Origin of the sequence: Microbacterium meiriae (assembly GCF_040686935.1) — a bacterium.
GTDB classification, from domain to species: Bacteria; Actinomycetota; Actinomycetes; order Actinomycetales; family Microbacteriaceae; genus Microbacterium; species Microbacterium meiriae.
This window is the reverse complement of the sequence record NZ_JBFBMF010000003.1, coordinates 326,917-352,633: the sequence shown is the minus strand read 5'-3', so window position 1 is coordinate 352,633 and position 25,717 is coordinate 326,917. Positions and strand designations below refer to the sequence as shown.

At 70.2% G+C, this 25,717-nt stretch carries 23 protein-coding genes and 1 tRNA gene; 6 read left to right on the top strand and 18 right to left on the bottom strand.

Annotated features, from left to right (window positions below):
• Positions 1–53 precede the first annotated feature (53 nt).
• The 7 genes from tmk to AB0P08_RS11670 all read right to left on the bottom strand — a co-directional run bounded on the left by tmk (position 54) and on the right by AB0P08_RS11670 (position 6,474).
• Complete coding sequence (gene tmk / locus AB0P08_RS11700; RefSeq protein WP_187662108.1) at positions 54–683, bottom strand: dTMP kinase; 630 nt, start codon at positions 681–683, stop codon at positions 54–56.
• Positions 680–3,574, bottom strand: a complete 2,895-nt coding sequence (gene topA, locus AB0P08_RS11695) for a type I DNA topoisomerase (RefSeq protein ID WP_363589975.1) — start codon at positions 3,572–3,574, stop codon at positions 680–682. The genes tmk and topA overlap by 4 nt, the downstream gene beginning before the upstream one ends.
• Before the next feature lie 78 nt (positions 3,575–3,652).
• Positions 3,653–3,982 (bottom strand): helicase, encoded by a 330-nt coding sequence (locus AB0P08_RS11690; RefSeq protein WP_187662110.1) that lies wholly within the window; start codon positions 3,980–3,982, stop codon positions 3,653–3,655.
• The gene (locus AB0P08_RS11685; protein WP_268776727.1) at positions 3,982–4,275 is read right to left on the bottom strand and encodes a TadE family type IV pilus minor pilin; all 294 of its coding nucleotides are present in this window, start codon (positions 4,273–4,275) and stop codon (positions 3,982–3,984) included. The genes AB0P08_RS11690 and AB0P08_RS11685 overlap by 1 nt, the downstream gene beginning before the upstream one ends.
• A 62-nt stretch (positions 4,276–4,337) precedes the next feature.
• Positions 4,338–4,538, bottom strand: a complete 201-nt coding sequence (locus tag AB0P08_RS11680; RefSeq protein WP_259951391.1) for a DUF4244 domain-containing protein — start codon at positions 4,536–4,538, stop codon at positions 4,338–4,340.
• A 38-nt stretch (positions 4,539–4,576) separates the two neighbouring features.
• Positions 4,577–5,476 (bottom strand): type II secretion system F family protein, encoded by a 900-nt coding sequence (locus AB0P08_RS11675; RefSeq protein ID WP_363589974.1) that lies wholly within the window; start codon positions 5,474–5,476, stop codon positions 4,577–4,579.
• Positions 5,470–6,474, bottom strand: coding sequence for a TadA family conjugal transfer-associated ATPase (locus AB0P08_RS11670; protein ID WP_363589973.1), 1,005 nt, complete (start codon positions 6,472–6,474; stop codon positions 5,470–5,472). Before AB0P08_RS11670 ends, AB0P08_RS11675 begins: the two co-directional genes overlap by 7 nt.
• 399 nt (positions 6,475–6,873) lie before the next feature.
• Between AB0P08_RS11670 and acs the strand changes: the two genes are divergently transcribed.
• On the top strand, positions 6,874–8,841 hold the full coding sequence (gene acs / locus AB0P08_RS11665; RefSeq protein WP_187662152.1) for an acetate--CoA ligase: 1,968 nt from the start codon (positions 6,874–6,876) through the stop codon (positions 8,839–8,841).
• Between the two features lie 98 nt (positions 8,842–8,939).
• Here the strand turns inward: acs and AB0P08_RS11660 are convergent, their stop codons facing one another.
• Both AB0P08_RS11660 and sp36 read right to left on the bottom strand, forming a co-directional pair.
• Positions 8,940–9,398 (bottom strand): RidA family protein, encoded by a 459-nt coding sequence (locus AB0P08_RS11660; protein ID WP_187662153.1) that lies wholly within the window; start codon positions 9,396–9,398, stop codon positions 8,940–8,942.
• Positions 9,395–9,619: a Sp36 family protein gene (gene sp36 / locus AB0P08_RS11655; RefSeq protein WP_060921874.1), complete on the bottom strand. Its 225-nt coding sequence runs from the start codon at positions 9,617–9,619 to the stop codon at positions 9,395–9,397. The genes AB0P08_RS11660 and sp36 overlap by 4 nt, the downstream gene beginning before the upstream one ends.
• Positions 9,620–9,708: 89 nt before the next feature.
• Here sp36 and AB0P08_RS11650 point away from each other — a divergent pair, with 89 nt between their 5' ends.
• The 5 genes from AB0P08_RS11650 to AB0P08_RS11630 all read left to right on the top strand — a co-directional run bounded on the left by AB0P08_RS11650 (position 9,709) and on the right by AB0P08_RS11630 (position 14,672).
• Positions 9,709–12,270 (top strand): transglycosylase domain-containing protein, encoded by a 2,562-nt coding sequence (locus AB0P08_RS11650; RefSeq protein ID WP_363589972.1) that lies wholly within the window; start codon positions 9,709–9,711, stop codon positions 12,268–12,270.
• A complete protein-coding gene (locus AB0P08_RS11645; protein ID WP_363589971.1) occupies positions 12,261–13,202 on the top strand; it encodes a metallophosphoesterase in 942 nt (313 codons plus the stop codon). The genes AB0P08_RS11650 and AB0P08_RS11645 overlap by 10 nt, the downstream gene beginning before the upstream one ends.
• Before the next feature lie 84 nt (positions 13,203–13,286).
• Positions 13,287–13,363: transfer RNA gene (locus AB0P08_RS11640), tRNA-Pro, on the top strand.
• A 68-nt stretch (positions 13,364–13,431) separates the two neighbouring features.
• Positions 13,432–13,908, top strand: a complete 477-nt coding sequence (locus tag AB0P08_RS11635) for a VanZ family protein (RefSeq protein ID WP_363589970.1) — start codon at positions 13,432–13,434, stop codon at positions 13,906–13,908.
• Complete coding sequence (locus tag AB0P08_RS11630; protein ID WP_363589969.1) at positions 13,905–14,672, top strand: HAD-IIB family hydrolase; 768 nt, start codon at positions 13,905–13,907, stop codon at positions 14,670–14,672. The genes AB0P08_RS11635 and AB0P08_RS11630 overlap by 4 nt, the downstream gene beginning before the upstream one ends.
• 85 nt (positions 14,673–14,757) lie before the next feature.
• Here AB0P08_RS11630 and AB0P08_RS11625 read toward each other — a convergent pair whose 3' ends face one another.
• The 9 genes from AB0P08_RS11625 to AB0P08_RS11585 all read right to left on the bottom strand — a co-directional run bounded on the left by AB0P08_RS11625 (position 14,758) and on the right by AB0P08_RS11585 (position 25,678).
• On the bottom strand, positions 14,758–16,035 hold the full coding sequence (locus AB0P08_RS11625; protein ID WP_363589968.1) for an alpha-hydroxy acid oxidase: 1,278 nt from the start codon (positions 16,033–16,035) through the stop codon (positions 14,758–14,760).
• Between the two features lie 10 nt (positions 16,036–16,045).
• Positions 16,046–16,768 carry a FadR/GntR family transcriptional regulator gene (locus tag AB0P08_RS11620; protein WP_363589967.1) on the bottom strand — a complete coding sequence of 241 codons (723 nt, stop codon included), beginning with the start codon at positions 16,766–16,768 and terminating at the stop codon, positions 16,046–16,048.
• A gap of 157 nt (positions 16,769–16,925) precedes the next feature.
• A complete protein-coding gene (locus tag AB0P08_RS11615; protein WP_187662159.1) occupies positions 16,926–17,579 on the bottom strand; it encodes a thymidine kinase in 654 nt (217 codons plus the stop codon).
• Positions 17,580–17,588: 9 nt separating this feature from the next.
• Positions 17,589–19,061, bottom strand: a complete 1,473-nt coding sequence (locus AB0P08_RS11610; protein WP_187662160.1) for a malate:quinone oxidoreductase — start codon at positions 19,059–19,061, stop codon at positions 17,589–17,591.
• 46 nt (positions 19,062–19,107) lie between these two features.
• On the bottom strand, positions 19,108–20,178 hold the full coding sequence (locus AB0P08_RS11605) for an aspartate-semialdehyde dehydrogenase (RefSeq protein ID WP_363589966.1): 1,071 nt from the start codon (positions 20,176–20,178) through the stop codon (positions 19,108–19,110).
• Between the two features lie 345 nt (positions 20,179–20,523).
• On the bottom strand, positions 20,524–21,804 hold the full coding sequence (locus tag AB0P08_RS11600; protein ID WP_025104257.1) for an aspartate kinase: 1,281 nt from the start codon (positions 21,802–21,804) through the stop codon (positions 20,524–20,526).
• An 81-nt stretch (positions 21,805–21,885) separates the two neighbouring features.
• Positions 21,886–22,800 (bottom strand): DMT family transporter, encoded by a 915-nt coding sequence (locus AB0P08_RS11595; protein WP_187662162.1) that lies wholly within the window; start codon positions 22,798–22,800, stop codon positions 21,886–21,888.
• Positions 22,797–23,390 carry a recombination mediator RecR gene (recR, locus tag AB0P08_RS11590; protein WP_025104255.1) on the bottom strand — a complete coding sequence of 198 codons (594 nt, stop codon included), beginning with the start codon at positions 23,388–23,390 and terminating at the stop codon, positions 22,797–22,799. Before recR ends, AB0P08_RS11595 begins: the two co-directional genes overlap by 4 nt.
• Complete coding sequence (locus AB0P08_RS11585; RefSeq protein WP_363589965.1) at positions 23,390–25,678, bottom strand: DNA polymerase III subunit gamma and tau; 2,289 nt, start codon at positions 25,676–25,678, stop codon at positions 23,390–23,392. Before AB0P08_RS11585 ends, recR begins: the two co-directional genes overlap by 1 nt.
• Between the last annotated feature and the right edge of the window lie 39 nt (positions 25,679–25,717).

Sequence of the window (25,717 nt, the reverse complement as noted above, 5' to 3'; positions counted from 1 at the left end):
CACCACCCGGCGGCGACTCTGCGTCCGTCCGGATGACGATGTCTCCGGGAGGATCAGTCGAAGAGTGCGGAGACCCGGGCGCGGATGCGGTCGGCGATGCGCTCGGGTGCGTCCGCGGCATCGATCACGAGGAACCGCCCAGGCTCCGCGCGGGCCAGGTCGAGATAGGCCTCGCGCACGCGGGAGTGGAAGGCCTCCTTCTCGGCCTCCAGCCGGTCGAACGGCTTGTCGGCCGAATCGAGGCGCATGCGCGCGGTGGCCGGATCGAGGTCCAGCAGGACGGTGAGATCCGGAAGAGCCCCTTCGGCGGCCCAGAGCGACAGGTCGCGGATCTCCGTGGCGTCCAGAACACGTCCGGCGCCCTGGTAGGCCACCGAGGAGTCGAGGTAGCGGTCCTGCAGCACGATCTCACCGCGAGCGAGTGCGGGTCGGACGACCGTGGCGACGTGGTGTGCGCGGTCGGCGGCGTAGAGCAGCGCCTCCGCACGCGGGGCGATGTCGCCGCGGTGGTGGAGCACGATGTCGCGGATGAGCTGCCCGACCTCGGACCCACCCGGCTCCCGGGTGCGCACGACCGTCTGACCGCTCTGCTCCAGCCAGGTGGCGAGGAGGTTCGACTGGGTGGTCTTCCCGGACCCGTCCCCGCCCTCCAGCGTGATCCAGAGGCCGGAGCCTGCGGTCACGAGTCCGCCTTCTGTGCCGCCTTCGCCGCCGCATTCGCCGCCCGGGTCGCCGCCGCCTTCTTCGCCGCCGCCGAGCGGGCCGCGGAGGTGGTCGACGTCTTCGCCGTGGACTTCTTCGCGGTGGAGGCGGCCGTCTTCGCCGGAGCCTTCTTGGCTGGAGCCTTCTTGGCTGGAGCCTTCTTGGCCGGAGCCTTCTTCGCGGGAGCCTTCTTGGCCGCTCCACGCTTGGGCGCCGGACCCTTGGCGCGCTTGTCCGCGAGCATCTGCACGGCGATCTCGAACGTGATGTCGTCCGGGGTCTGTCCGCGCGGGATCGTGACGTTCGTCTCACCATCGGTGACGTACGGCCCGAACCGGCCGTCGCGCACACGGATGGGCTTGCCGCTCACCGGGTCGGCGTCGAACTCGGCCAGCGCGCTCGACGCCCGGCGGGCGCCGTACTTGGGCTGCTGGTAGATCTCCAGTGCCTGCTCCAGAGTCACGTCGAAGATCTGCGACTCGCTCTCCAGTGACCGGGAATCGGTGCCCTTCTTCAGATACGGACCGAAGCGCCCGTTCTGCGCGGTGATCTCGTCACCCGTCTCCGGGTCGACGCCGACGACGCGGGGCAGGCTCAGCAGCTGCAGTGCGGTGTCGAGGTCGATCGTGTCCACCGACATCGAGCGGAACAGCGAGGCGGTGCGGGGCTTGGGCGCCGCTTCCTTCTTCGCGCCGCGCTTCCCCTTCGCGCTGGGTGCCTGAGCCTGTCGAAGGTCGACGACCTCACCGGTGGCCTCGTCGACGGCGGCATCGTCGGAGACCGGATCGTTCTCCTGCACGTAGGGACCGAAGCGGCCGTCCTTGACGACGACGACCTTGCCGTTCTCGGGGTTCACGCCGAGGACGCGGTCACCGGCGACCGGCGCATCGATGAGCTCCTGGGCCTTCTCCGCCGTGAGCTCGTCGGGAGCGAGGTCTTCGGGGACGTTGACGATGCGCGGCTTGGCCTCCGGATCCTTCGGGTCCGCCACCTCGAGATAGGGGCCGTACTTCCCGAAGCGGAGAGTCGCGGTGTCGGTGATCCGCGTCGAGTTCAGCGCCCGGGCGTCGATCTCCCCGAGGTTGTCGACGACCTGTCGGAGCCCCACGTGCGAGTCGGAGCCGAAGTAGAACGACTTGAGCCACTCCACGCGGTTCTGCTCGCCGCGTGCGATGGTGTCGAGATCGTCCTCCAGCGCGGCGGTGAAGTCGTAGTCGACGAGCTCGGCGAAGTGCTCCTCGAGCAGGCGCACCACGCTGAACGCGAGCCATGTCGGCACGAGGGCCTGACCGCGCTTGACCGCGTACCCCCGGTCGAGGATGGTCTCCGGGATCGTGGCGAAGGTCGAGGGCCGGCCGATGCCCTTCTCCTCGAGCACCTTCACCAGCGAGGCCTCGGTGTAGCGCGGCTTCGGCGTGGTGCGGTGCCCCTTCGCCTCCGCGGCGGACACGGCCAGCTCATCTCCGACGGAGACCGCGGGCAGGGACTGGTTCTCGGCGGCGTCCGCGTCGCTGCGCTTCTCGTCACGCCCCTCTTCGTACGCCTCCAGGAAGCCCTTGAAGGTGTAGACGGTGCCCGAGGCGGTGAACTCGGCGGTCTGGCCGTCCGCCTCGACCGCGATGGTGACGGTCGTCGTCTCGTACTTCGCGTCCGACATCTGGCTCGCGACGGTGCGCTTCCAGATGAGGTCGTAGAGCCGCTGCTCCTCGCGGTCGAGCTCGCCCGACAGCGAGGACGGCGTGCGGAAGTTCTCCCCCGAGGGACGGATCGCCTCGTGCGCCTCCTGGGCGTTCTTGCTCTTCGACTTGTACACGCGCGGCTTCAGAGGCACCGCGCTGTCGCCGTAGAGAGCCACGGCCTGGCTCCGCGCCGCCTGCACCGCCTGGGTGCTCAGCGCCGTGGAGTCGGTACGCATATAGGTGATGTACCCCTTCTCGTAGAGGCGCTGGGCGACGCTCATCGCCTGCTTCGCACTCATCGAGAGCTTGCGGCCCGCCTCCTGCTGCATGGTGGAGGTGGTGAACGGCGCGTAGGGGCTGCGCGTGCCGGGCTTGGCCTCGACCTTGGTGACGGTTCCCGCCCCCGCGGCGTCGACGGCTCGCGCCAGGGCAGCCGCCTTGGCCTCGTCGAGGACGACGACCGCCTTCTTGAGCTTCCCGGTGTCGTCGAAGTCGGACCCCCGGGCGAGCTGTCCGCCGTCCACGCGCACGAGGCGGATGCGGAAGGAGGTGCCGGTCGCCGCGGCGTCGGCATCCACGTCCCAGTACTCCGCGGACACGAAGGCCATGCGCTCGCGCTCACGGTCGACGATGAGGCGCGTCGCGGCGGACTGCACCCGGCCGGCGGAGATCCCCGTCTTGACCTTGTACCAGAGCACGGGCGAGACGTCCCACCCGTAGAGGCGGTCGAGGATGCGCCGGGTCTCCTGCGCGTCGACGAGGGCATGGTCGAGCTCGCGGGTGTTGCCGACCGCGGCCTGGATCGCGTCCTTGGTGATCTCGTGGAACACCATGCGCTTGACCGGCACCTTCGGCTTCAGCGTCTCCAGCAGGTGCCAGGCGATCGCCTCGCCCTCGCGATCCTCATCAGTGGCGAGCAGGACCTCGTCGGCGTGCTTGAGCGCGCGCTTGAGTTCGGCGACCGTCTTGGTCTTGCGGTCCGACACCACGTAGTAGGGGTCGAAGCCGTTGTCGATGTCGATGGAGTACTTGCCGTACGCCTTCTTGTCCTCGGCCGGGATGTCCTTCTTGTCGGCGAGATCGCGGATGTGGCCGACGGAGCTGAGCACCTCGTAACCGTCGCCGAGGTATCCCTGAATAGACCGCATCTTCGTCGGGGACTCGACGATGACGAGCTTCTTGCCTTCAGCCAAGGGGCGTCCTTTCTTCGAAGCACACCATACACACCGCTATTCGGGGTCGTTCACAGCGGGCGAGGGGTAAGGCCGCCGTCATGATTCCTCGGGTGGCCCGGCGCGGGCTCGGGAGACGGCGGCGAGTCCAGCGTACGCCGCCTCCACAGACACGGTCGCCACATACCCTTCCAGCGAACAGCTCGTCAACGCCGCCCCGCCTGCCGCGGCGACCCTCGCCGCGAGCGCGCACGGCTCATCCGCCGTCGCCACGGCACCGCTGGCGGCATCGGCCGCGGCGAGTGCGGCGGCGTCGGCCGCACCCGCCGCGCGCTGTGCCGTGACCGCCGCACCGCCCACCGCCGCGAGCCCGACGGACAAGGTCGCGCTCACGACGAGGAGGGCGGCCGCGAGCGCCGAGCCCGCCATCAACGGCCCCCATCGAGAGCGCAGCTCGAGGCGCGCAAGGGGAAGCTGATGACGGCGCCGACCGAGACCCGGAGCGTCGCCGTGGCGCACACCAGGTCCCCGGTGGAGGCGAACGAGGCCCCGGCGCCGGGGACCGCCGCGTGCACGATGCGCGCAGCCGTCGCCGTGTCCTCGCCCCGTCCGAGCAGGCGGGCTGCGTCCGCTGCCGCATCCTGGAGCGCCACCTGCCGGGACGCGGCCGCGAGAGCCCCGGCCCCGAGAAGCAGCACCAGCACGACGGCGGGCAGCGCCATGGCGAGCTCCGCCGCGACGGCGCCTCGTTCGCTCCCGCCCCGCGGTCGCTCGCGAGGGGCCGTCACGACACGGTCAGGGCGCGGCGGACAAGCCCCGTGAGGATGCCCCGCACCTCATCCGAGCGCATGATGGCCACCAGCAGTCCCGCGAACGCGACAGCGGCCATCGTGGTGATGGCGTACTCGGCGGTCGCCGCGCCGGTGTCGTCCCCGAAGAGAGCGAGGGCGCGGCGTCGGTTCAGGGTGGGAAGGGTGTCATTCATCTTCGGTACCTCTTTCTTCATCGGTGTGGAGAGGGTCGTCAGGTCGGCAGCGGTGTGGCGGCGAACACGCTGAGCAGCAGCGGTGCCACGCCGAGCAGGAGGAATGCCGGCAGTGTGCAGACGCCGAGCGGAAGCAGCAGGCGCGTGGAGAGCCGAGCAGCGCGAAGACGACCGTGGACCCGTGCCCGGTGCCGGTCCTGCGCCGCGGTCGCGCGGAGGAGTTCGACGGCGGGGACGCCGGCCGCGCGGGAGAGATCGAGCACCTCTTGCACACGGTCGCGTCCGGCCGCATCGACCACCCTCGTCTCTGCCACCAGTTCGACAGCGCGGTCGATCGGTGCGCCTCCCGCCAACGCCACCCCCACGAGCTCCGCAGCCATCCCCGGGGCCCCCGGCTGCGGCCGCGCGCGGCGCAGCAGAGCCTGCGTCCAGAGCCGGGCGAGGACGACGAACAGCAGACCGGTGACGACGCAGGCGGCCCCCAGAGGGTTCCCGACGATGACGCCCCAGGCGTCGAATCCCAGCGCGACGCCGAGCAGCAGACCGGCCAACGGCATCCAGAGCAGCAGGCGCGCCGTGCCCGCAGGCTCGGCGAGCGCGACCCGCACGTCGTCAGCCGCGGATGCGGCGTCGCGCAGAGCCTCGGCGATCGAGCGCAGCACATCGGCCAGTGGGGCCCCGACGGTGGTGGCGATCTCCCACGCCGCCGCCAACTCCGTCCACATCCCGCCCTGCTCCTCGATCGCGGAGACCAACGGCACACCCTTTTCCGTTCGTGCCAGCACCGCCACGGCCACCGGGTCTCCGGTGCTCGCCAGATGACGCCAGGCGACGAGCGGGACCGCGCCGGCCTGGAGCAGCACGGCGAGCGTCTGCACGGAATCGGCGACGTCGGATCCCTGCTCCGCCGACGGTGCGTGCGCGACGAGCCTCACCACGGCTGCACCTCCTCGATCGCGAGACGATCCCTCGCCATCACGAGCCGGCCGGCCTTCGCGAGTCGCCGCGTCCCGCCCGGCGCCCGCTCGAGATGGAGCACCATGGTGAACGCGCTCACCGCCTGACGCCCGAGGGCCACCGCGTCCATACCGGCGAGCGCTCCCAGCGCCTCCAGCCGCGCCGGCACGTCGGCCAGGCCGCTCGCGTGCAGTGTGCCGGCCCCGCCGTCGTGTCCGGTGTTGAGAGCAGTGAGGAGTTCTCGTACCTCCTCGCCCCGGCACTCTCCCACCACGAGCCGATCCGGTCGCATCCGCAGGGACTCCCGCACCAGCCGCGCGAGATCGATCCCACCCGCTCCTTCCAGGTTGGCCTGACGCGCCTCCAGCGCCACGTGGTGCGGATGCCGGGGTCTGAGCTCCGCCACGTCTTCGATGGTGACGATCCGCTCACCGGGTGGGGCGGCGGAAAGGAGCGCCGACAGCAGCGTCGTCTTTCCGGTTCCCGTCCCCCCGGTGAGGAGGAGGTTCGCCCGGTCGCGCACGAGTCCGCCGAGCCATCGCTGCTGCCGGGCGTCGAAGGCTCCGCGTTCCGCCAGGGCGTCGAGATCAGCCACGTGTACGCGGGGAACCCGGATAGAGATGGCGGTGCCCTGCGCCGCGATAGGGGCCAATGCGGTATGCACGCGCACCCCGGAACCGAGCCGCACATCGACGCACGGCGTCTGGTCATCGAGATGGCGGCCGCCGAGGGCCACGAGGGCGACGGCGAGCTCACGGACTTCGCGCTCCGTGGCGCGCCAGGACGGCACGCGCTCCGCGCCGCTTCCCCGGTCCACGAACAGCGTGTCCGCGCCGTTCACGAACAGGTCCGTGACGTCCTCGTCGAGGAAGGCGGCGAGCGGAGCGAACGCCGGCTCGTTCCGGAGCGCCTCCTGCGGGGCGCGCACCGGATCCGCGGGCCCTGAGGGCCGCGGGTGGATGACGAATCGATCGGGCATACGGCGACGCTAGGCGGCCTGCGGAGCTCAGCCAGCGGACGTGCGTGGGCGCTCACAGAGGATGTGCACAACCCCACGGACCGATCCGCAGTGGAGGAGCGGGCGGAGGGCATCGAACCAGAGAGAGCGCTCCCATGAGAAAGGGCGGCACCTCACGGGGGGAATGAGATGCCGCCCACGGCGGCTCTCGATCGGGGGAATCGGGCGCGCCAGGGCCGGAATGAGATTTCGGCTGTCGTCGAGTGTACGCAAGGCGACCGTCCTGACAAAACCCATCCGAGTACCGACTTTCGGCAGTATTCGGCGGTCAGGGGCGGGGATAGATTCGCCCTGACCTGGTCGCACTCCCCCCTGCGGCCATGCCTGCATGACCCGAACGCCGCAAAGGAGCGCCTGCCGATGAGCAGTCAGATCGATCACCTTCTCGACGAGACCCGGCGCTTCGCGCCGTCGGAGGAGTTCGCCGCCCAATCCGTCGCCTCGCAGGAGCTCTACGAGCGCGCAGCCGCGGACCGCGAGGGCTTCTGGGCCGACCAGTCACGCGAGCTCGTGCACTGGCACAAGCCCTTCACGCAGGTCCTCGATTGGAGCAACCCGCCCTTCGCCAAGTGGTTCGACGACGGCGAGCTCAACGTCGCGTACAACTGCCTCGACCGTCACGTCGAGGCCGGCAACGGTGACCGCGTCGCGCTGTACTGGGAGGGCGAGCCCGGGGACAGCCGTCGCATCACCTACGCCGAGCTGACCGATGAGGTCAAGCGCGTCGCGAACGTACTCGAGGGGCTCGGCATCGGTCAGGGCGACCGGGTCGCGATCTACCTGCCGATGATCCCCGAGGCGATCGCCGCGATGCTCGCCGTGGCCCGCGTCGGCGCCATCCACTCGGTCGTCTTCGGCGGCTTCAGCGCGGACAGCCTGCGCTCCCGGATCGACGACGCCGGCGCCAAGCTCGTCATCACCGCGGACGGCGGCTATCGCAAGGGCCGCGTCTCGGCACTGAAGCCTGCGGTCGACCAGGCCCTGGCTGACCGCGGCGAGGGCGAGCAGCAGACCGTCGAGCACGTCCTCGTGGTCAAGCGCGGCGAGAACGACGTGGAGTGGACGGACGGCCGTGACCTGTGGTGGCACGACGTCGTTCCCGCGGCCTCGGCCGACCACACCGCCCAGGCCTTCCCGTCCGAGAACCCGCTCTTCATCCTCTACACCTCGGGCACGACGGGGAAGCCGAAGGGCATTCTGCACACCTCCGGCGGCTACCTCACCCAGGCGGCGTACTCGCACAAGAACGTCTTCGACCTGAAGCCGGAGACCGACGTCTACTGGTGCACCGCCGACATCGGCTGGATCACCGGACACAGCTACGTCACCTACGGACCCCTCGCCAACGGCGCGACCCAGGTGCTGTACGAAGGCACCCCGGACACCCCGCACCCAGGCCGCTGGTGGGAGCTCATCGAGAAGTACAAGGTCTCGATCTTCTACACGGCCCCGACCGCGATCCGCTCCTTCATGAAGATCGGCCGGAGCGTCCCGCAGAAGTTCGACCTGTCGTCGCTGCGTCTGCTCGGCTCGGTCGGAGAGCCCATCAACCCCGAGGCGTGGATGTGGTACCGCGAGGTCATCGGCGCCGGCACGGCCCCCATCGTCGACACCTGGTGGCAGACCGAGACCGGCGCGATCATGGTGTCCGCCCTCCCCGGCGTCACCGCCACGAAGCCGGGCTCCGCGCAGGTGCCGCTGCCGGGCATCTCGATCGACGTGGTGGACGAGCAGGGCGTCGAGGTCGGCAACGGCAACGGCGGTCTCCTCGTGGTCACGGAGCCCTGGCCGAGCATGCTGCGCGGCATCTGGGGCGACCCCGAGCGCTTCCGCGAGACGTACTGGGAGAAGTTCGAGGACAAGGGCTACTACTTCGCCGGCGACGGCGCCCGCCTCGACGAGGACGGCGACCTCTGGCTGCTCGGCCGGGTCGACGACGTGATGAACGTCTCCGGCCACCGGTTGTCGACCGCGGAGATCGAGTCCTCCCTCGTGGCACATGAGGCTACCGCCGAGGCCGCGGTCGTCGGCGCGTCGGACGAGACCACCGGTCAGGCGGTCGTGGCGTTCGTCATCATCAAGGAGAGCTACCTCTCCGCCCACGACCCGGCCGGACTCGCGCAGCAGCTGCGGCTCTGGGTGGGCGAGCAGATCGGCGCGATCGCGCGTCCCCGCGACGTGTACATCGTGGGCGAGCTGCCGAAGACCCGCTCCGGGAAGATCATGCGACGCCTGCTGCGCGACGTCGCCGAGGGCCGCGAGGTCGGTGACACCACGACGCTCGCCGACACCGCCGTGATGAGCATCATCTCCGCCCAGGTCAAGTAACGCGAGACCCCGGGTTCACGTCGAGACCCCCTGCTGCAGATGTCTGCAGCAGGGGGTCTCGACGTTTGCGCGGGGTCTCGGCGGGCCGGGCGCGGGGACTACGCGAGGCGGAACGTGACCTCGACCTCGACGGGGCTGCCGAGCGGAAGCTCCGCGACGCCGACAGCAGCGCGGGCGTGCCGTCCCTCCTCGCCGAAGATCTCGCCGAGCACCTCGCTCGCGCCGTTGATGACGGCAGGCTGTCCGGTGAAGCCCTCCGCAGAGCCGACGAAGCCGCCGACGCGGACCACACCGGCGATCCGATCCACACCGCCCGCGACATCGGCGGCCGCGGCGAGCGCGTTCAGGGCGCACGTCCTGGCGTACGCCTTCGCGTCCTCGGCGGAGACCTCCGCGCCGACCTTGCCGGTCGCGGGGAGGGCGCCGTCGACGAACGGGAGCTGACCCGAGGTGTAGACGAGTCCGCCGTGCACGACCGCCGGCACGTAGGCGGCGACCGGAGCGGCGACGGCGGGCAGCTCGATGCCGAGCTCGGAGAGACGGGCGGCGACGCTCATGCCTGGCCTCCCTCGAACTGGCGCGACGCCTCGGCGGCAGCGGCGAGACCGGCGTTGGCCGAGCCGTCCGTCGTCACGGGGCGCTTGAAGTAGGCGACCAGACCGCCTTCGGGGCCCTGCACCACCTGGACGAGCTCCCAGCCCTGCTTGCCCCAGTTGTTGAGGATGGCCGCGGTGTTGTGGATCAGCAGCGGCGTGGTGAGGTACTCCCACGTGGTCATGGCACTCCTGTCGATCAGGGCGCGTCCAGGGCAGACCGGGCCGCGCTCATCAAAGCCGGTATTCAGGGAACTCCCCTACGATCAAGCGTATGCCCCAAAAGAACCGCACGGTGAAGGGCGTGCTCGGCGGTCTCGTCGGGCTCGTCGGACTGAGCGCCATCGCCGGTCTGCTGGTCACCGCCAGCGTCACCCCCGTCCTCGCGATGACCGGCGTCGCCGGCTCCACGGCGCTGACGATCTTCGATGAGCTGCCCGAGGTGCTCAAGGTCGACACCCCGATGGAGCAGTCGACGATCTACGCGACCAACCCCGAGGGCAAGCCGGTCGTGCTGGCGTCGTTCTACGAGCAGAACCGCGTGCCGGTCACCTACGAGCAGGTCGCACCGGTCCTCTACGACGCGATCCTCTCCAGTGAGGACAAGAACTTCTATACCCACGGCGGCGTCAACCTCGGCGCGACCGTGAAGGCCCTCGTCGACAACGTGCGGGGCACCTCCAGCCGCGGCGCCTCGACGATCAGCCAGCAGTTCGTGAAGAACGTCCGCATCCAGCAGTGCGAGCAGAATGTCAACACGGCTTCCGAGACGTATGCGGACGAGCTGCAGCAGTGCTGGCAGGACGCCACCAACGCCTCCGGTGTGGACGGCATCGAGCGCAAGCTCCAGGAGATGCGCTACGCCATCCAGATCGAGAAGGACTACTCGAAGAACGACATCCTCCTCGGGTACCTGAACATCGCGAACTTCGGCGGCACCGTCTACGGGATCGAGGCCGCCGCGCGCTACTACTTCTCGACCTCGGCGGCGAGGCTCACCGTCGGCCAGGCGGCGACGCTCGCCGGCATCGTGCAGAACCCGAACACGTACCGCATTGACAAGGTCGGCGGGACCTACACGACTGACGACGGCGTCGCACACAACTCCGAGGCGGACGGCTACAAGGACGCCAAGGATCGCCGCGACTACGTGCTCGGCCGCATGCTCACCGACGGCAAGATCACCCAGGCTCAGCATGACGAGGCGAAGGCCGCGGCGATCGAGCCTGCCATCAAGGTCCCCACCCAGGGCTGTGCCGCCGCGGGCCGCAACGCGTACTTCTGCCAGTACGTGAAGTCGATCGTCGAGAATGACGAGGCATTCGGTGCGGACATCCAGGAGCGTCGTGACCTCCTGCGCCGCGGTGGCCTGAAGATCTACACCACGCTGGACTTCCGCGTGCAGGACCCGGCGGCCGAAGAGATGGCCAACGTCGTCCCGGCGAACTTCGACAACAAGTACTTCGGAGCTGCCGGCGTCTCGATCGAGGTCGGCACCGGCCGCATCCTCTCGATCACGCAGAACACCAAGTTCGCGGAGACCCCGACCACCGACCAGCAGTACTCGTCGCTCGTCTTCGCGGGCGACCAGAAGTACGGTAAATCCGGCGGCTTCCAGGTCGGCTCGACGTACAAGCTCTTCACCCTCATCGACTGGCTCGAGAAGGGCCACTCCGTGCGGGAGAACTTGAACGGCACCGTGCAGTCCAACCTGCAGATTCCGGTCTGTGGCAGCCCGCAGCCGACGGACACCGCGAAGATCGGCAACTTCGGCCGCAGTCGCGGCTATCCGGGGACCCCAATGACCTTCACCGCGCAGTCGCTCAACAGTGGCTACTTCGCGATGGCCTCCAAGCTCGACGTCTGCGACATCAACAAGGTCGCCGACAAGATGGGCGTCACGCTAGCGAGCGGCGAGAAGGTCACGGAGGAGAACGTCCCCTACGACGTCCTCGGCCCGAAGAACATCTCCCCCATCGCGATGGCCAACGCCTACGCGACGGTCGCCAGCGGCGGCACGTACTGCACGCCCCGCGCCATCGACAAGGTGATCGACGCCGAGGGCAAGGAGCGTCCGCTTCCCAAGGCGTCCTGCACCGAGGGCGTGCTCTCGAAGGAGGTCGCGGCGACCGCGGCCTATGCACTGCAGGGCGTCATGGCCGGCGGCGGCACCGGCGCGCGAGCCAACCCGTTCGACGGCACCCCGCTGATCGGCAAGACCGGGACACACGACCTGTGGTCGACCATGATGATCGAGTCCAGCACCAAGGTCGCGACCGCGGTCTGGGCCGGCCGCTCGAACGGCAACCACGACAACGTGTTCAACGTCTGGACCGGCAGCCACCTGCTCAATGAGGTCCGATACCCCCTCGCGAGGGCCGCGCAGCATGCCGCGAACCAGGCGTACGGCGGCGACCAGTTCCCGGAGCCGGACGGCAACCTCATCCGACAGATCCGGGTCGACGTGCCGGATGTCGTCGGGCAAACCGTCGAGGAGGCGACCGCGACCCTCGAACGCGCCGGTTTCGACGTCTCCGTGGGTGCCCCCGTGGACAGCGACAAGGCGACCAACATCGTCGTCGAGCAGAGCCCGTCCGGGCAGGCAACCTCCGGAGCCACGATCACGATCTCGCCCAGCAACGGCAAGGGCGCGACCGTCCCCGACGTGACGGGCCAGAGTCCGACCGAGGCGAACGCCGCCCTCGTCGCCGCCGGCTTCACGACGGTCGAGCGAGAAGGATCCTGCAACGCGGAGGGGGCGACCGTGACCGCGACGACCCCCGCTGCGAACTCCGCGGCCACGAAGGCCACGCCGATCCGAGTGTCGTGCAAGTAGGCGCGTCCCGCGCGGCGCACCCGGCCCTCATCGCGCTCGGCGCGGTGGGGGCCGTCGGTGCGGCCGCGGCGATCTGGGGTATCGGCATCGAGCGGTATCTGTTCACGGTGCGGGAGGTCTCGGCAGAGGCGCTTCCGACGGGCGCGGCGCCGCTGCGCATCCTGCATCTCTCCGATGCGCACATGGCGCCCTGGCAGCACCGGAAGCAGGACTGGCTCGCGTCCCTGGCCGACCTGGAGCCCGACCTCATCGTCAACACGGGCGACAACCTCGGGCACGAAGAGGGCTTGCAGGGCATCCGCCGGGCGTTCGCTCCCTTCGCCGGCATTCCCGGGGTGTTCGTGCACGGCTCCAATGACGTCAACGGCCCCTCCCCCCGGAATCCGCTGCGATACTTCTCCGGACCGTCGCAGAAGCACCGCGAGCCCACGCTGCTCGACACGGCAGCGATGGACCGCTACTTCACGGACGAGCTCGGCTGGGCCGACCTGAACAACACGGCGACGCGCCTCACGGTGCGGGGCGCCGCCGTCGACCTGTTCGGCGTCGACGACGCCCACCGCGACTGGGAGCGGCTGGATGTGCTGCCTGCGGCCCTCGAGGCGCTGGGCCCCCGAACGGATGCGACACCGGTGCTCGGAGTCACGCACGCGCCGTATCAGCGCGTGCTCAACGGCTTCGTCGACCTCGGCGCGGACGCCATCCTCGGCGGGCACACGCACGGCGGGCAGGTCTGCCTCCCCGGCTTCGGGGCCATCGTGGCCAACTGCGACATCCCGCTGAAGCAGGCCAAGGGGCTCAGCACCTGGACGCACGGCGACCGTTCCGTACCCCTGAACGTCAGCGCCGGCTGTGGGCACTCGATCTACGCGCCGGTCCGCTTCGCGTGCCGTCCCGAGGCGACACTGCTCACCCTGACCCCGCGCGCCTGACCCGCGAGACGGCTCCGCCACGCGGGTGGGAGGGCTCGATTCGGTGCTGGAGGCATTTCACTGTAGACTCGGAGGGTTGCAAAACGGGGTGTGGCGCAGCTTGGTAGCGCGCTTCGTTCGGGACGAAGAGGTCGCAGGTTCAAATCCTGTCACCCCGACCAGTGACACGAGAAGGCCGCCCGCAGGGGCGGCCTTCTCTGTATCGGGATGTCGTGCGAGAGGGGAACGCATGGGGAGGCTCCTGCCACCGCCGCGACGTTCGACGCGCGTGTGGGCCGTCGCCCTCGGGCTCCCCTTCCTCATCGGGGTGGCCCTCCTCACCCTCACGCCTGCCCGCGTGGAGCAGACGATGCCCGATCTGCTCGATCTCCTGCTTCGCGCTGTCCAGCGGCTCGGCTGGACGAGCCTGGACTTCACGCGCCTCGAGGTGCTGGCGAACATCGCCGTCTTCATCCCCGTCGGCGTCCTCGCCTTCCTGCTCGTCCCCCGTCGTACGTGGCCGCTGTCGCTGCTCGTCGGCCCCGCGCTCTCCCTCGCCATCGAGACCGCGCAGTACGTGGCCCTGCCCCATCGCGCTGCGACCGTGAGCGACGTGGTGGCCAACTCCACCGGCGCGACCATCGGCGTCGTCCTCGCGGTATTCTGCACGCTGCTCGCCGCCACACCGTCCACCCGGCCGCGAACACCTACAGTGGAGGCATCATGACATCGCCCTCTCTCATCGCCTTCGACCTCGATGACACCCTCGCCCCGTCCAAGGGCACGATCGACCCGCAGATCGCCGCGCTTCTGGGTGAGCTGCTGCGGTCCGTGGAGGTCGCGATCATCTCCGGCGGCAACGAGGCGCAGTTCCGCTCGCAGGTCGTCGCTCAGCTCGCGGGTGCCGATCCGGAGGCGCTCGCCCGCCTGCACCTGCTGCCGACGTGCGGCACGCGCTACCTGCGGCATGACGGTACCGACTTCGTCGCGGTGTACGCGCATGACCTGAGCGACGACGAGAAGACCGCCGCCCTCACCGCCCTGCGCGAGGAGGCGGAGCGCCTCGGACTGTGGGAGGCGGAGCCCTGGGGGGAGATCCTGGAAGACCGCGGCTCGCAGATCACGTTCTCCGCGCTCGGTCAGCAGGCGCCGCGCGACGCGAAGCACGCGTGGGATCCGACGGGCTCGAAGCGCGGAGCCCTCCGCGATGCCGTGGCCGCACGGCTCCCGGGCCTCGAGGTGCGTTCGGGCGGCTCGACCTCGATCGACATCACCCGCGCCGGGATCGACAAGGCGTTCGGCATGCGGCAGCTCGCCACCCACACCGGCATCGACCTGACCGCGATGCTCTTCTACGGCGACCGCCTCGACGAGGGCGGCAACGACTACCCCGTCCTCGCGCTCGGAGTGCCGTCGGTGGCCGTCGAGGGCTGGGAGGACACGGCCGCCCGCCTGCAGGAGCTGCTGCCGACCCTCTCCACCCGGGTCTGACACGCTCGCCCGCACGACTTCGGCACGCCTGCACGACGAGAGGGCGGAGTCCGTCGTGCAGGCGTGACCTGGTCGTGCAGGTGGGTCAGTGCACCTCGACGCCGGCGGAGCGGGAGACGGGCACCAGGCGCGTGAGCTGGGTCACGTGGGCCGGCTCGAGCTCCGCGAGCGACGCGACGCCGAGCAGCCGCATCGTGCGCTCGATCTCGCTGCGCAGGATGGCGATCGTGCGGTCGACGCCCTGGCGTCCGCCCGCCATCAGGCCATAGAGGTACGCGCGGCCGATCAGCGTGAAATCGGCGCCCAGCGCGACGGACGCCACGATGTCGGCGCCGTTCATGATCCCGGTGTCGATCATGACCGTGAAGTCGTCGCCGACCGCACGACGGACCTCGGGCAGGAGGTGGAACGGGATGGGCGCGCGGTCGAGCTGACGGCCGCCGTGGTTCGACAGGACGATGCCGTCCACGCCCGCATCCCGCAGGCGCACGGAGTCCTCGACGTTCTGCACGCCCTTGATGACGATCTTGCCGGGCCAGATGTCGCGGATGACGGCGAGGTCGTCGTAGCTGATGGTCGGATCCATCGCCGCGTCGAGGAGCTCGCCCACGGTGCCGCCGGTCGTGCTCAGCGACGCGAACTCCAGCTTCGGGGTGGTCAGGAAGTCGAACCACCACCACGGCCGCGGGATCGCGTTGATGATCGTGCCGAGCGTGAGCTGCGGCGGGATGCTGAAGCCGTTGCGCTTGTCACGGAGACGGGCACCGGCGACCGGGGTGTCGACGGTGAACTGCAGGGTGTCGAAGCCGGCGGCCGCGGCACGACGGGCGAGCTCGTAGGAGATCTCGCGGTCACGCATCACGTAGAGCTGGAACCAGTTCCGACCGGGCACGGGCCCCTGCGGCTCCCGGATCGTCGCCGCCTTGACGTCCTCGATCGACGTGGTCCCGAGGGTGGACAGGGTGAACGGGATGCCCGCGGCGGCCGCGGCTCCGGCGCCCGCGACCTCGCCCTCCGTCTGCATGAGGCGGGTGAAGCCGGTCGGCGCGATGCCGAACGGGAGCGCGGAGGGGCCACCGAGGATGTCGACGGCCGTGTCGACGTCCGGGGCCGGCTTGAGGATCCCGGGGTGGAACTCGACGTCCTGGAACGCCTGGCGGGCTCTGCTCAGCGACAGCTCGCCCTCGGCAGCACCGTCCGTGTAGTCGAAGGCGGCCTTCGGCGTGCGGCGCTTGGCGATCTTCCGCAGGTCGTCGATGGTGAGCGCGGCGTCGAGGCGCCGCTTGCGCCCGTCGAGCTCCGGCTTCTTGAACTTCATGAGCTCCAACAGCTCGGCGGGGTTGGGGAGCTGGCGCTGGACCATGTTCTGCCTCTCAGTTCTGCGGTGTGATGGCACGGGTGAGACCCGCGGCGGTGTAGTAGCCGGTGATATGGGTGCGGACGAGACGGCGGGCGGTGTCGGCGTCGCCGTCGTCGATCGCCGCGACCAGAGCGCGGTGCTCGGAGCGCAGGCGGGCGGCCATCCGATCCCAGTCGTCGACGGTCGCGGCCCCGGCGAGCACGTAGGACTCGATGGAGGAACGGAGCCCCGCCATCATCGCCGCGATGACCGTGTTGCCGCTGCCCTCGGCGAGGGAGAGATGCAGCTGCGCATCGAGGGCCAGGAACTCGGCCGGCGTGAGGGCACCGTCGTCCATCGCGGCGAGCAGCTCGTGGGCCCGGGAGGTGTCGCGGTCCGACGCGGCGGCCATGGCGTCGACGACCGCATCCTCCAGCACGAGACGCGTGCGGACCACGTCGTCGAGCGGGAAGCCCTGCGCGGCCACCTGGAGGCGCAGGAGCGCGGACATGCCGCCGGTGGGGGTGGCGATGACGATGGCGCCCGACTGGGGGCCGGAGCCGGTCGCGGTGCGGATGAGCCCGAGCACCTCGAGCACCCGGAAGGCCTCCCGCACGCTCGATCGCCCGACGCCGAGGTCGCTGGCGAGGTCGCGCTCGGACGGCAGCCGGTCACCCGGGCCGAGGCGACCGTCGAGCAGATCACGCTCGATGTGCTCGAGCACGAGTCGCCATGCACGCGCCGGCTGCTCCGTCATCCCGCCTCCTGTGGTCAGACCACAGGTTAGCGCGTGTGGTCAGACCACGCAATGCGGACCACTGCGCCGCCGACCCACCCCTTTTCGTGCGCTCCGGCCGCTTGCGTACGCGCGCAGAGGGGCGGGTCGACCGGAAGGGGGTGGGTCGGAGGTGGGATCAGCCGAGACGGCCGCCGGACTCCTCCAGGTAGCAGGTGCCGCACAACGACTCGTAGGTCGTGAGTTCGGGCGAGGAAGAGCCGTCGGCACCCTCGTCGATCGCGACCTGGTCGCCGTCGAACACGAACCGGCCGCCGACCACCCGCCCGTTGAACACCGCCTTGCGCCCGCAGCGACAGATCGTCTTCAGTTCCTCGAGCGAGTGCGCGATGGCGAGGAGCCGGGCCGATCCGGGGAAGGCGTGCGTGCGGAAGTCGTTGCGGATCCCGTAGGCCATCACCGGGATGCCGTCCTCCACCGCGATCCGGAAAAGGTCGTCGATCTGGGTCGGCGTCAGGAACTGCGCCTCGTCGACGAGCAGGCAGGCCACGTCGACGGGCCCCGTCGGGATGAGCTCCTCCTCCGTCGACCGACGCATGCGCTCCCGATGGATCGCGAAGAGCGCGCGGGCGTCGTCTTCCGGACCGATGAGGACGTCGACGGGACGCGTGACCCCGAGGCGGCTCTCGATCTCCCCCGCACCCTTGGTGTCGATCGCGGGCTTGGCGAGCAGCACGTGCTGGCCGCGCTCCTCATAGTTGTAGGCAGCCTGCAGGAGGGCGGTCGACTTGCCCGAGTTCATCGCGCCGTAGCGGAAGTAGAGCTTCGCCACGGTCCCGGGTCAGGCGTTGATGCCGAGGACGGCGGCAGTGGCGGTGGTGGACTCCTCCGCGAGCTCCGCGTCACCGTTGAGCTTCCGGCCGAAGGTGGGGATGAGTTCGCGCAGCTGCGACTCCCAGCCCGGGTACTCGCCGGGGAAGCACTTCTTCAGCAGGTCGAGCATGATCGGCACGGCCGTGGAGGCGCCGGGCGACGCACCGAGGAGGCCCGCGATCGAGCCGTCACCGGCCGCGACGACCTCGGTTCCGAACTGGAGCACGCCGCCCTTCTTCGGGTCCTTCTTCATGACCTGCGCCCGCTGACCGGCGTCGATGAGCGTCCAGTCCTCATCCTTCGCCGTCGGCATGAAGGTGCGGAGGCTGTCGACCTTCTTGCGGTGATTCTTCATCAGCTCGCTGATGAGGTACGTGATGAGGTCGGGGTTCGCGAAAGCCACCCGCAGCATCGGCCAGAGGTTGTGCGGACGGACTTGCGTGACGATGTCGAGCATCGACCCGTTCTTGAGGAACTTGGGGCTGAACGTCGCGAACGGGCCGAACATGAGCGAGGCCTCGCCGTCGACGACACGCGTGTCGAGGTGCGGGACCGACATCGGCGGCGCGCCGACCGAGGCCTGCGAGTAGACCTTGGCCTTGTGCTGCGCGACGATCTTCGGGTTGGTCGTCTTGAGGAACTGTCCACCGATCGGGAAGACGCCGTAGCCCTTGATCTCGGGGATGCCGGAATTCTGCAGGAGCTTGAGCGCCCACCCGCCCGCGCCGACGAACACGAACTTCGCCTTGATCTCGTTCGGAGTGCGGCCGATCGTCGTGCGGTACTTGATGAGCCAGGTGCCGTCCTTCTGACGCGTGAGGGACTTGACCTCGTGGTTCGTGCGGACCGAGACGCCCGAGTCGCGGAGGTGGCCGAAAAGCTGATGCGTGAGCGCACCGAAGTCGACGTCCGTGCCGGCGGGCACCCGGGTGGCCGCGAACGGCTCACCCTTGCGGCGCTTCTGCATGAGCAACGGCGCCCACTGGTTGATGACGCGGGAGTCCTCGCTGTACTCGATGCCCGCGAACAGCGGCTGCTCCTTGAGCACCTCGTAACGCTTCTTGAGGTACGCCACGTCCTTCTCGCCGCGCACGAACGTCATGTGCGGCGTCGCATTGATGAAGGTCGACGGCTCGTCCAGCACACCCTTCTCGACGAGGGAGGACCAGAACTGGCGGCTCTGCTGGAACTGCTCGTTGATCGAGATCGCCTTGGCGGGGTCGAGCGGAGCGTCGCCCTGCTGCGGCATGTAGTTCAGCTCGCACAGCGCGGCGTGCCCGGTCCCGGCGTTGTTCCAGGGGTTCGAGCTCTCCTGCGCCACGTCCGACAGCCGCTCGAAGGCGACGATCTTCCAGTCCGGCTGCAGCTCGTGCAGCAGGGTACCCAGGGTGGCGCTCATGATGCCACCGCCGATCAGGACGACATCGACGTTTTCAGTCACTCGAACAGTCTAGTTCGCGGGCAGGACACCGCAGACCATGCGGCCGTCAGGAGACCGGGGCGAGACGCTCCGCGAGCACCTCGGCGATCTGCACCGCGTTCAGCGCCGCCCCCTTGCGGAGGTTGTCGTTGCTGATGAAGAGCACGAGGCCCTTGCCCTCCGGAGCCGACTGGTCGGCGCGGATGCGGCCCACGAAGCTCGGGTCCTTGCCCGCGGCCTGCAGCGGGGTCGGCACCTCGTCGAGCACGACACCGGGCGCCGCGCTCAGCACTTCCCTGGCGCGGTCGGGCGTCAGATCGCGGGAGAACTCGGCGTGGATCGACAGCGAGTGGCCCGTGAACACCGGCACCCGGACGCACGTGCCGGCGACGCGGAGGCCGGGCAGCTCGAGGATCTTCCGGCTCTCGTTGCGGAGCTTCTTCTCCTCGTCGGTCTCGTTGTCCCCGTCGTCCACGAGGCTGCCGGCGAGCGGGATCACGTCGAAGGCGATCGGGGCGACGTACTTCTCAGGCTCGGGGAAGTCGACTGCGGAGCCGTCGTGGACCAGGCGGAGGGTGTCGCCCTGCGCGAGCACGCCCTCGACCTGACCGAGCAGCTCCTGCGCGCCGGCGAGTCCGGAGCCGGACACCGCCTGGTAGGTCGACACGATCAGGCGCTCGAGGCCGGCTTCGGCGTCGAGGACCTTCAGCACCGGCATCGCGGCCATCGTGGTGCAGTTCGGGTTGGCGATGATGCCCTTCGGGCGGTCGTCGATCGCGTGCGGGTTGACCTCGCTGACGACGAGCGGGACCTCGGGGTCCATGCGCCAGGCGCTGGAGTTGTCGACGACCACGGCGCCGGCCTCGGCGAAGCGCGGCGCGTATGCCCGGCTGGCGGTGGCACCGGCGGAGAACAGGGCGATGTCGATGCCCGACGGGTCGGCCGCCTCGACGTCTTCCACGATCACCGTCTGCCCGCCGAACTCGATCGCCGTGCCGGCGGAACGCGCCGACGAGAACAGCCGCAGCTCGCGGATCGGGAACGAACGCTCCGCGAGAATCTCGCGCATCACAGTGCCCACCTGGCCGGTGGCGCCGACGATGGCGACGGAGAGTCCTGATTCGGAGATGCGGGTCATGATGTTCCTTGGCTTCGTGCGGTACAGCGTACGAGGCTTCGGGCGCGGCGTCGGGATGCTGAGGCTGCGCCTGGCGCCGGTGTCAGGGTTTCCGCGAGTCTATCGCGCCACGCTCCCCTCGGCTCTCCTCGTACGCCGCTCGCGAGGGCAGGCTGACACGCGAGCACAGGCGAGCGCGGACGACAGAGCCTGCGCCCGTGCGAAAGCCTGCGGTGGCGCGAGCGCGCGAGAACAGGCAGACCCGCGGAAACAGGCGAGCGCGCGGGCGCAGGCGAGCGTGGGCAGCACGGCCTGAACAGGCGCGAAAGCCTGCGGTGGCGGGAGAAGAGGGAGCTCGTGAGGGGGTCAGCGACCGGTGCCGGCGTGCACCGTGGCCTCCGCGTCGCCGTCGAGGCCGTAGGCGGTGTGCACCGTGCGGGCGGCCTCCGTGAGATCGGTGTCGCGGAGCACGACCGAGATGCGGATCTCCGAGGTGGAGATCATCTCGATGTTGATGCCGCCGGCGGACAGGGCCTCGAACAGGGTCGCCGAGACGCCGGAGTGCGTGCGCATCCCCGCGCCGACCACGGACAGCTTGCCGATCTGGTCGTCGTGGATGAGGTTCTGGAAGCCGACCTCGGTCTGCTCGCCGGCGAGGGCCTTGAGCGCGGCAGCGGCGTCGGCCTTGGGAACCGTGAAGGAGATGTCGGTGCGTCCCGTCGCCGACACGTTCTGGACGATCATGTCGACGTTGGCGCCGGACTTCGCGACGATCTTGAAGATCTCGGCGGCCTTGCCCGGGACGTCCGGCACCCCGGCGACGGTGATCTTGGCCTGGCTGAAGTCGGTGGCGACGCCGGCGACGATCGGTTCTTCCATGACTGCTCCCTCGGCTTCGCGAGGGTTCTTCATGCCCTCGCCCAGAACGTATGTGCCCTCGGCCGACGAGAACGTCGACCGGGCGTGGATGAGGACGCCGTGCCGGCGGGCGTACTCCACGGCACGGATGTAGAGGACCTTGGCGCCGTTGGCGGCGAGCTCCAGCATCTCCTCGCTGGAGACGTGGTCGAGCTTCTGCGCCTTCGGGATCACCCGCGGGTCGGCCGTGAAGATGCCGTCGACGTCGCTGTAGATCTCGCAGACATCGGCGGACAGCGCGGCCGCCAGCGCGACGGCCGTCGTGTCGGAGCCACCGCGGCCGAGCGTGGTGATGTCCCGGGTGTCGCGGTTGAAGCCCTGGAAGCCCGCGACGATCACGATCGCGCCCTCGTCGAGCGCCTCGCGGAGCCGGACGGGCGTGACGTCGACGATGCGCGCCGCGCCGTGCTGCGAATCGGTGATCATGCCGGCCTGGCTGCCGGTGAACGACCGCGCCTCGAAGCCCATGGAGTGGATCGCCATCGCCAGCAGCGCCATCGAGATCCGCTCGCCGCTGGAGAGGAGCATGTCGAGCTCGCGCGGAGCAGGGATCGGCGCGACCTCGTTCGCGAGGTCCAGCAGCTCATCGGTCGTGTCGCCCATCGCGCTCACGGCGACGACGACGTCGTGACCGGCGCGACGGGTGTCGACGATGCGCTTGGCGACGCGCTTGATGCTCTCTGCGTCGGCGACGGACGAGCCGCCGTACTTCTGCACGATGAGGGCCACGTTCACTCCCTGGGATGTCGGGCGGATCCGCCCACGGTCATTCTACGATCGGCGCGCATGCCGCCCCGCGCATGTGACGGCTCAGGCCGGCGCGGGCGGAACGGGCGTCACCGGACGCAGGCGTCCTCCGGTGGCGGCGAACCAACACCCGATGATGATCAGCGGGAATCCCAGGAGGAGTCCAGGGGTGAGGGGTTCGGCGAGCACGATCGCGCCGAGGACGATCGCCACGACCGGGTTCACGTAGGTGAACAGCGGCGCCCTGACCGGCCCGACCTCGCGGATCAGCGCGAAGAAGGCCAGGAAGGCCAGCGCCGTGCAGATCACGGCGAGGGCGAGCAGGGCACCGATCGACGGGAGCGTCGGCACCTCATGCTGCGTGAGCAGACCGATCGGGAGGTAGAAGAGGCCGATCATGAGCAGCGACAGCGTGATCGTGCCGAGTGAGGGGACGTCGTTCAGCTTGCGCGCCACGATGAACGGCGCGATCGCGTAGAGCACCGCGACGAGCAGCACCTCCCCGGCCGCGAGCAGGCTCACCTCTCCCCCGAAGAGCCCGGGACCCGCCACGACGATGGCCACACCGATGAAGCCGACCAGAAGACCGATGCCGCGGGCGGGACGCAACACGCCGCGGTCGCCGCCGCCCAGCGCGATGAGGGCGGCGAACAGCGGCACCGTGGCCACGAGGAGTCCGGTCATGCCGGAGGGCAGTGTCATCTCGGCGTGTCCGAGGAGGAGGAACGGTCCGGCCATCTCCACGGCCCCGAACGCCAGCACCCACGGCCAGTGCCGGAGCGCCGCACGGAGGGCGCCGCTGCGCAGGGCGAACGGCAGCAGGAGGAGCGCGGCGATCAGCGTCCGTCCGGCGACGATCGCCGGCGGGGAGATCGAATCCACCGCCACGCTGATGAACAGGTAGGGCACGCCCCACAGCAGGGCCATGGCCCCGAAGAGCAGCCAGCCCCGGCGGGAGAAGCCGGACTGCGGGGTCACAGCACGCGCCGGCCCTCGAAGGCCCGGCCCAGCGTCACCTCGTCCGCGTACTCGAGGTCGCCGCCGACCGGGAGGCCCGAGGCGAGCCGTGAGACCGTGATCTGCATCGTCGTGAGGAGCCGGCTCAGATAGCTCGCCGTCGCCTCCCCCTCCAGGTTGGGGTTCGTGGCGATGATGACCTCCTGCACGGTGCCGTCGGCGAGCCGCGTCATGAGCTGGGCGATCCGGAGGTCGTCCGGCCCGATGCCCGCGATGGGGCTGATCGCGCCGCCGAGCACGTGGTACAGGCCGCGGAACTCCCGTGTGCGCTCGATCGCCGCGACGTCCTTCGCGTCCTCGACCACGCAGATCAGCGCCTGGTTGCGGCGGGGGTCGCGGCAGATCGCGCACCGCTCCTGCTCCGCGACGTTGCCGCAGATCTCGCAGAACCGGACGCGGATGCGGATCTCGGTCAGCAGCTCCGCGAGACGGGCGACGTCGAACGTCGGCGTCTGCAGGATATGGAACGCGATGCGCTGCGCCGACTTCGGGCCGATGCCGGGAAGGCGGCCGAACTCGTCGATCAGCTCTTGGACGATGCCGTCGTACATCAGGAGAACCTCGTGGGGGGCTCGTAGGGCTCTTCGCGAAGGAACGTCGCGCCGAGCACCTGGCGGATCACGGCCTCACCGTAGCGCTGCACGCCGCCCGCGGCGGGGGTGCGCTCGATGACGACCGGCGGAGCAGCCGCGGGGGCCGTGCGCGCGGCAGCCTGCGGGGCCGCCGTCGGTGTCGTCCGCGGGGAGGGAGGGCGGTCGTACGGAGCCGGGGGCTCGTAGGCCGGATCGTACGGCGGCTCCTCGTCGAACGCGGGAGCGTCGTCATCGCCGGGCAGCGGCGGCTCGTCGCGGTCGACCCTGCCGTCGGCCGGCGGGGTCGGGGCGGCGGAGGCGGCCTCGACCTCCTCCGGCTCGTCGTCGACGGCGAGGGGCGCCGCGGGGGCGGCGGCCGGTGTCGCGGCGTCTGCGGTCGGGATGGGCGCGACCGCCCATTCCGTCACGGGAGCGGTGGCGGCGCGCGTCTGCGGGCGGGAGGGCCGTGCTGACGCAGGCTCCGATGCGGGAGCGTCGTCGGCCGGCGCGGTGGATCCGGACGAGGCCGGCTGCCGCGGCGCACCGCCGGGTGGCATCGGTGCCGGGAGGTACTTGACACGTACCCCGACCTCCTGCTCGATGGCTGTGCGGAGGTGGTCGGAGGGGCCGGATCCCGGCGTGGTCCCCTTGAACTTCGCGACGTCATGCTGGCTCGTGAACCCGAGGGTCAGCACCTCGGAATCGCCGTCGTAGGCGAGGGGCTGCACGGCGGTCGCGAGCAGCCAGGACGTGCGGCTGATGCCTTCCAGACGCTTCAGCACGGCCGGCCAGGCGTCGCGGACGCGCTCGAACGTGACGGGAGCGGACGGCGCGGAGGACGACTGCGGGGACGGGGTCGGAGCGGGCTGGGGCTCCGGAGCGTGGCCGGGCTCGGGAGTGCTCTCGGGCTCCGGGGTGCGCTCAGGCTCCGGAGCGGGCGCAGGCTCGGGCGCGTCTGCAGGGGCGGTCGGAGCAGATGGAGCCGACGCCGCGGGCGCCGAGGGCGCCGCCGGAGCGGGCGTCCTCCCCGTGTCGGATGCGACGGTCGGAGACGGCGTCGCGGTCGCCGGCGGGACCACCGGCGGGTGCGTGGTGGCCGGCGGGTGCAGCGCGCCCGACGCGGCGGTGCCGGACGCCGCCGAGCCTCCGGGTGCGGCGGCGAGGACACGAGCGACCATGAGTTCGAGGTGGAGCCGCGGCGATGTGGCTCCGGACATGTCGTCCAGTGCCGCGCTGACCACGTCGGCGGTACGCGAGAGGCGCGCGGCGCCGAACGACTCGGCCTGCCGGCGCATCCGGTCGAGCTCGTCCTCCGCGATGCCGCGGAGGACGGCGGAGGCACCGGAGCCGACGGCGGCGATCACGATGAGATCGCGCAGGCGCTCCAGCAGGTCGTCGACGAAGCGCCGCGGGTCCTGGCCGGTCTGCACGACGCGGTCGATGGCGGGGAAGGCGGTCGCGGCGTCGCCCGCCGCCAGCGCATCGACGATCTCGTCGAGGAGGGCCCCGTGGGTGTACCCGAGCAGCGCCACCGCGCGCGCGTAGCCGACGGTGACGGTCTCCGAGCCGGCCGGGGCGTCCGAGCCCGCGATGAGCTGGTCCAGCAGCGACAGCGTGTCGCGGGGCGAGCCTCCTCCGGCGCGGACGACGAGCGGCAGCACACCCTGCTCGACGATCACGCCCTCTTCCGCACACAGCTTCTCGACGTACTCGAGCATCGCAGCGGGCGGGACCAGTCGGAACGGATAGTGGTGGGTACGCGAGCGGATCGTGCCCAGCACCTTCTCGGGCTCCGTCGTGGCGAAGATGAACTTGACGTGCGGCGGGGGCTCCTCCACCAGCTTCAGCAGCGCGTTGAAGCCCTGCGGGGTGACCATGTGCGCCTCGTCGAGGATGAAGATCTTGAAGCGGTCGCGGCTCGGAGCGAAGGTGGCCCGTTCCCGCAGGTCGCGGGCGTCATCGACGCCGTTGTGGCTCGCCGCGTCGATCTCGACGACGTCGAGCGATCCCCCGCCCGCCCTGGACAGCTCGACGCAGCTCGGGCACGTCCCGCAGGGGGTGTCGGTCGGCCCTTCCGCGCAGTTCAGGCAACGGGCGAGGATGCGCGCCGAGGTGGTCTTGCCGCAGCCACGCGGACCGGAGAACAGATAGGCGTGACCCACACGGTCGCCGCGCAGCGCGGTCATGAGCGGATCGGTCACCTGCGACTGCCCGATCATCTCGCCGAACGTCTCGGGTCGGTAGCGGCGGTAGAGGGCTGTGGTCACCCCTCCAGCCTACGGCGTGCCACCGACGTTGCTCCCCTC

Excerpts from the sequence above, each read along its gene's own strand:
- AB0P08_RS11690 (WP_187662110.1), bottom strand. The coding sequence starts at position 3,982 with ATGGCGGGCTCGGCGCTCGCGGCCGCCCTCCTCGTCGTGAGCGCGACC.
- AB0P08_RS11685 (WP_268776727.1), bottom strand. The coding sequence starts at position 4,275 with ATGGCGCTGCCCGCCGTCGTGCTGGTGCTGCTTCTCGGGGCCGGGGCT.
- AB0P08_RS11680 (WP_259951391.1), bottom strand. The coding sequence starts at position 4,538 with ATGAATGACACCCTTCCCACCCTGAACCGACGCCGCGCCCTCGCTCTC.
- AB0P08_RS11670 (WP_363589973.1), bottom strand. The coding sequence starts at position 6,474 with ATGCCCGATCGATTCGTCATCCACCCGCGGCCCTCAGGGCCCGCGGAT.
- acs (WP_187662152.1), top strand. The coding sequence starts at position 6,874 with ATGAGCAGTCAGATCGATCACCTTCTCGACGAGACCCGGCGCTTCGCG.
- AB0P08_RS11660 (WP_187662153.1), bottom strand. The coding sequence starts at position 9,398 with ATGAGCGTCGCCGCCCGTCTCTCCGAGCTCGGCATCGAGCTGCCCGCC.
- sp36 (WP_060921874.1), bottom strand. The coding sequence starts at position 9,619 with ATGACCACGTGGGAGTACCTCACCACGCCGCTGCTGATCCACAACACC.
- AB0P08_RS11650 (WP_363589972.1), top strand. The coding sequence starts at position 9,709 with ATGCCCCAAAAGAACCGCACGGTGAAGGGCGTGCTCGGCGGTCTCGTC.
- AB0P08_RS11635 (WP_363589970.1), top strand. The coding sequence starts at position 13,432 with ATGGGGAGGCTCCTGCCACCGCCGCGACGTTCGACGCGCGTGTGGGCC.
- AB0P08_RS11630 (WP_363589969.1), top strand. The coding sequence starts at position 13,905 with ATGACATCGCCCTCTCTCATCGCCTTCGACCTCGATGACACCCTCGCC.
- AB0P08_RS11625 (WP_363589968.1), bottom strand. The coding sequence starts at position 16,035 with ATGGTCCAGCGCCAGCTCCCCAACCCCGCCGAGCTGTTGGAGCTCATG.
- AB0P08_RS11620 (WP_363589967.1), bottom strand. The coding sequence starts at position 16,768 with ATGACGGAGCAGCCGGCGCGTGCATGGCGACTCGTGCTCGAGCACATC.
- AB0P08_RS11605 (WP_363589966.1), bottom strand. The coding sequence starts at position 20,178 with ATGACCCGCATCTCCGAATCAGGACTCTCCGTCGCCATCGTCGGCGCC.
- recR (WP_025104255.1), bottom strand. The coding sequence starts at position 23,390 with ATGTACGACGGCATCGTCCAAGAGCTGATCGACGAGTTCGGCCGCCTT.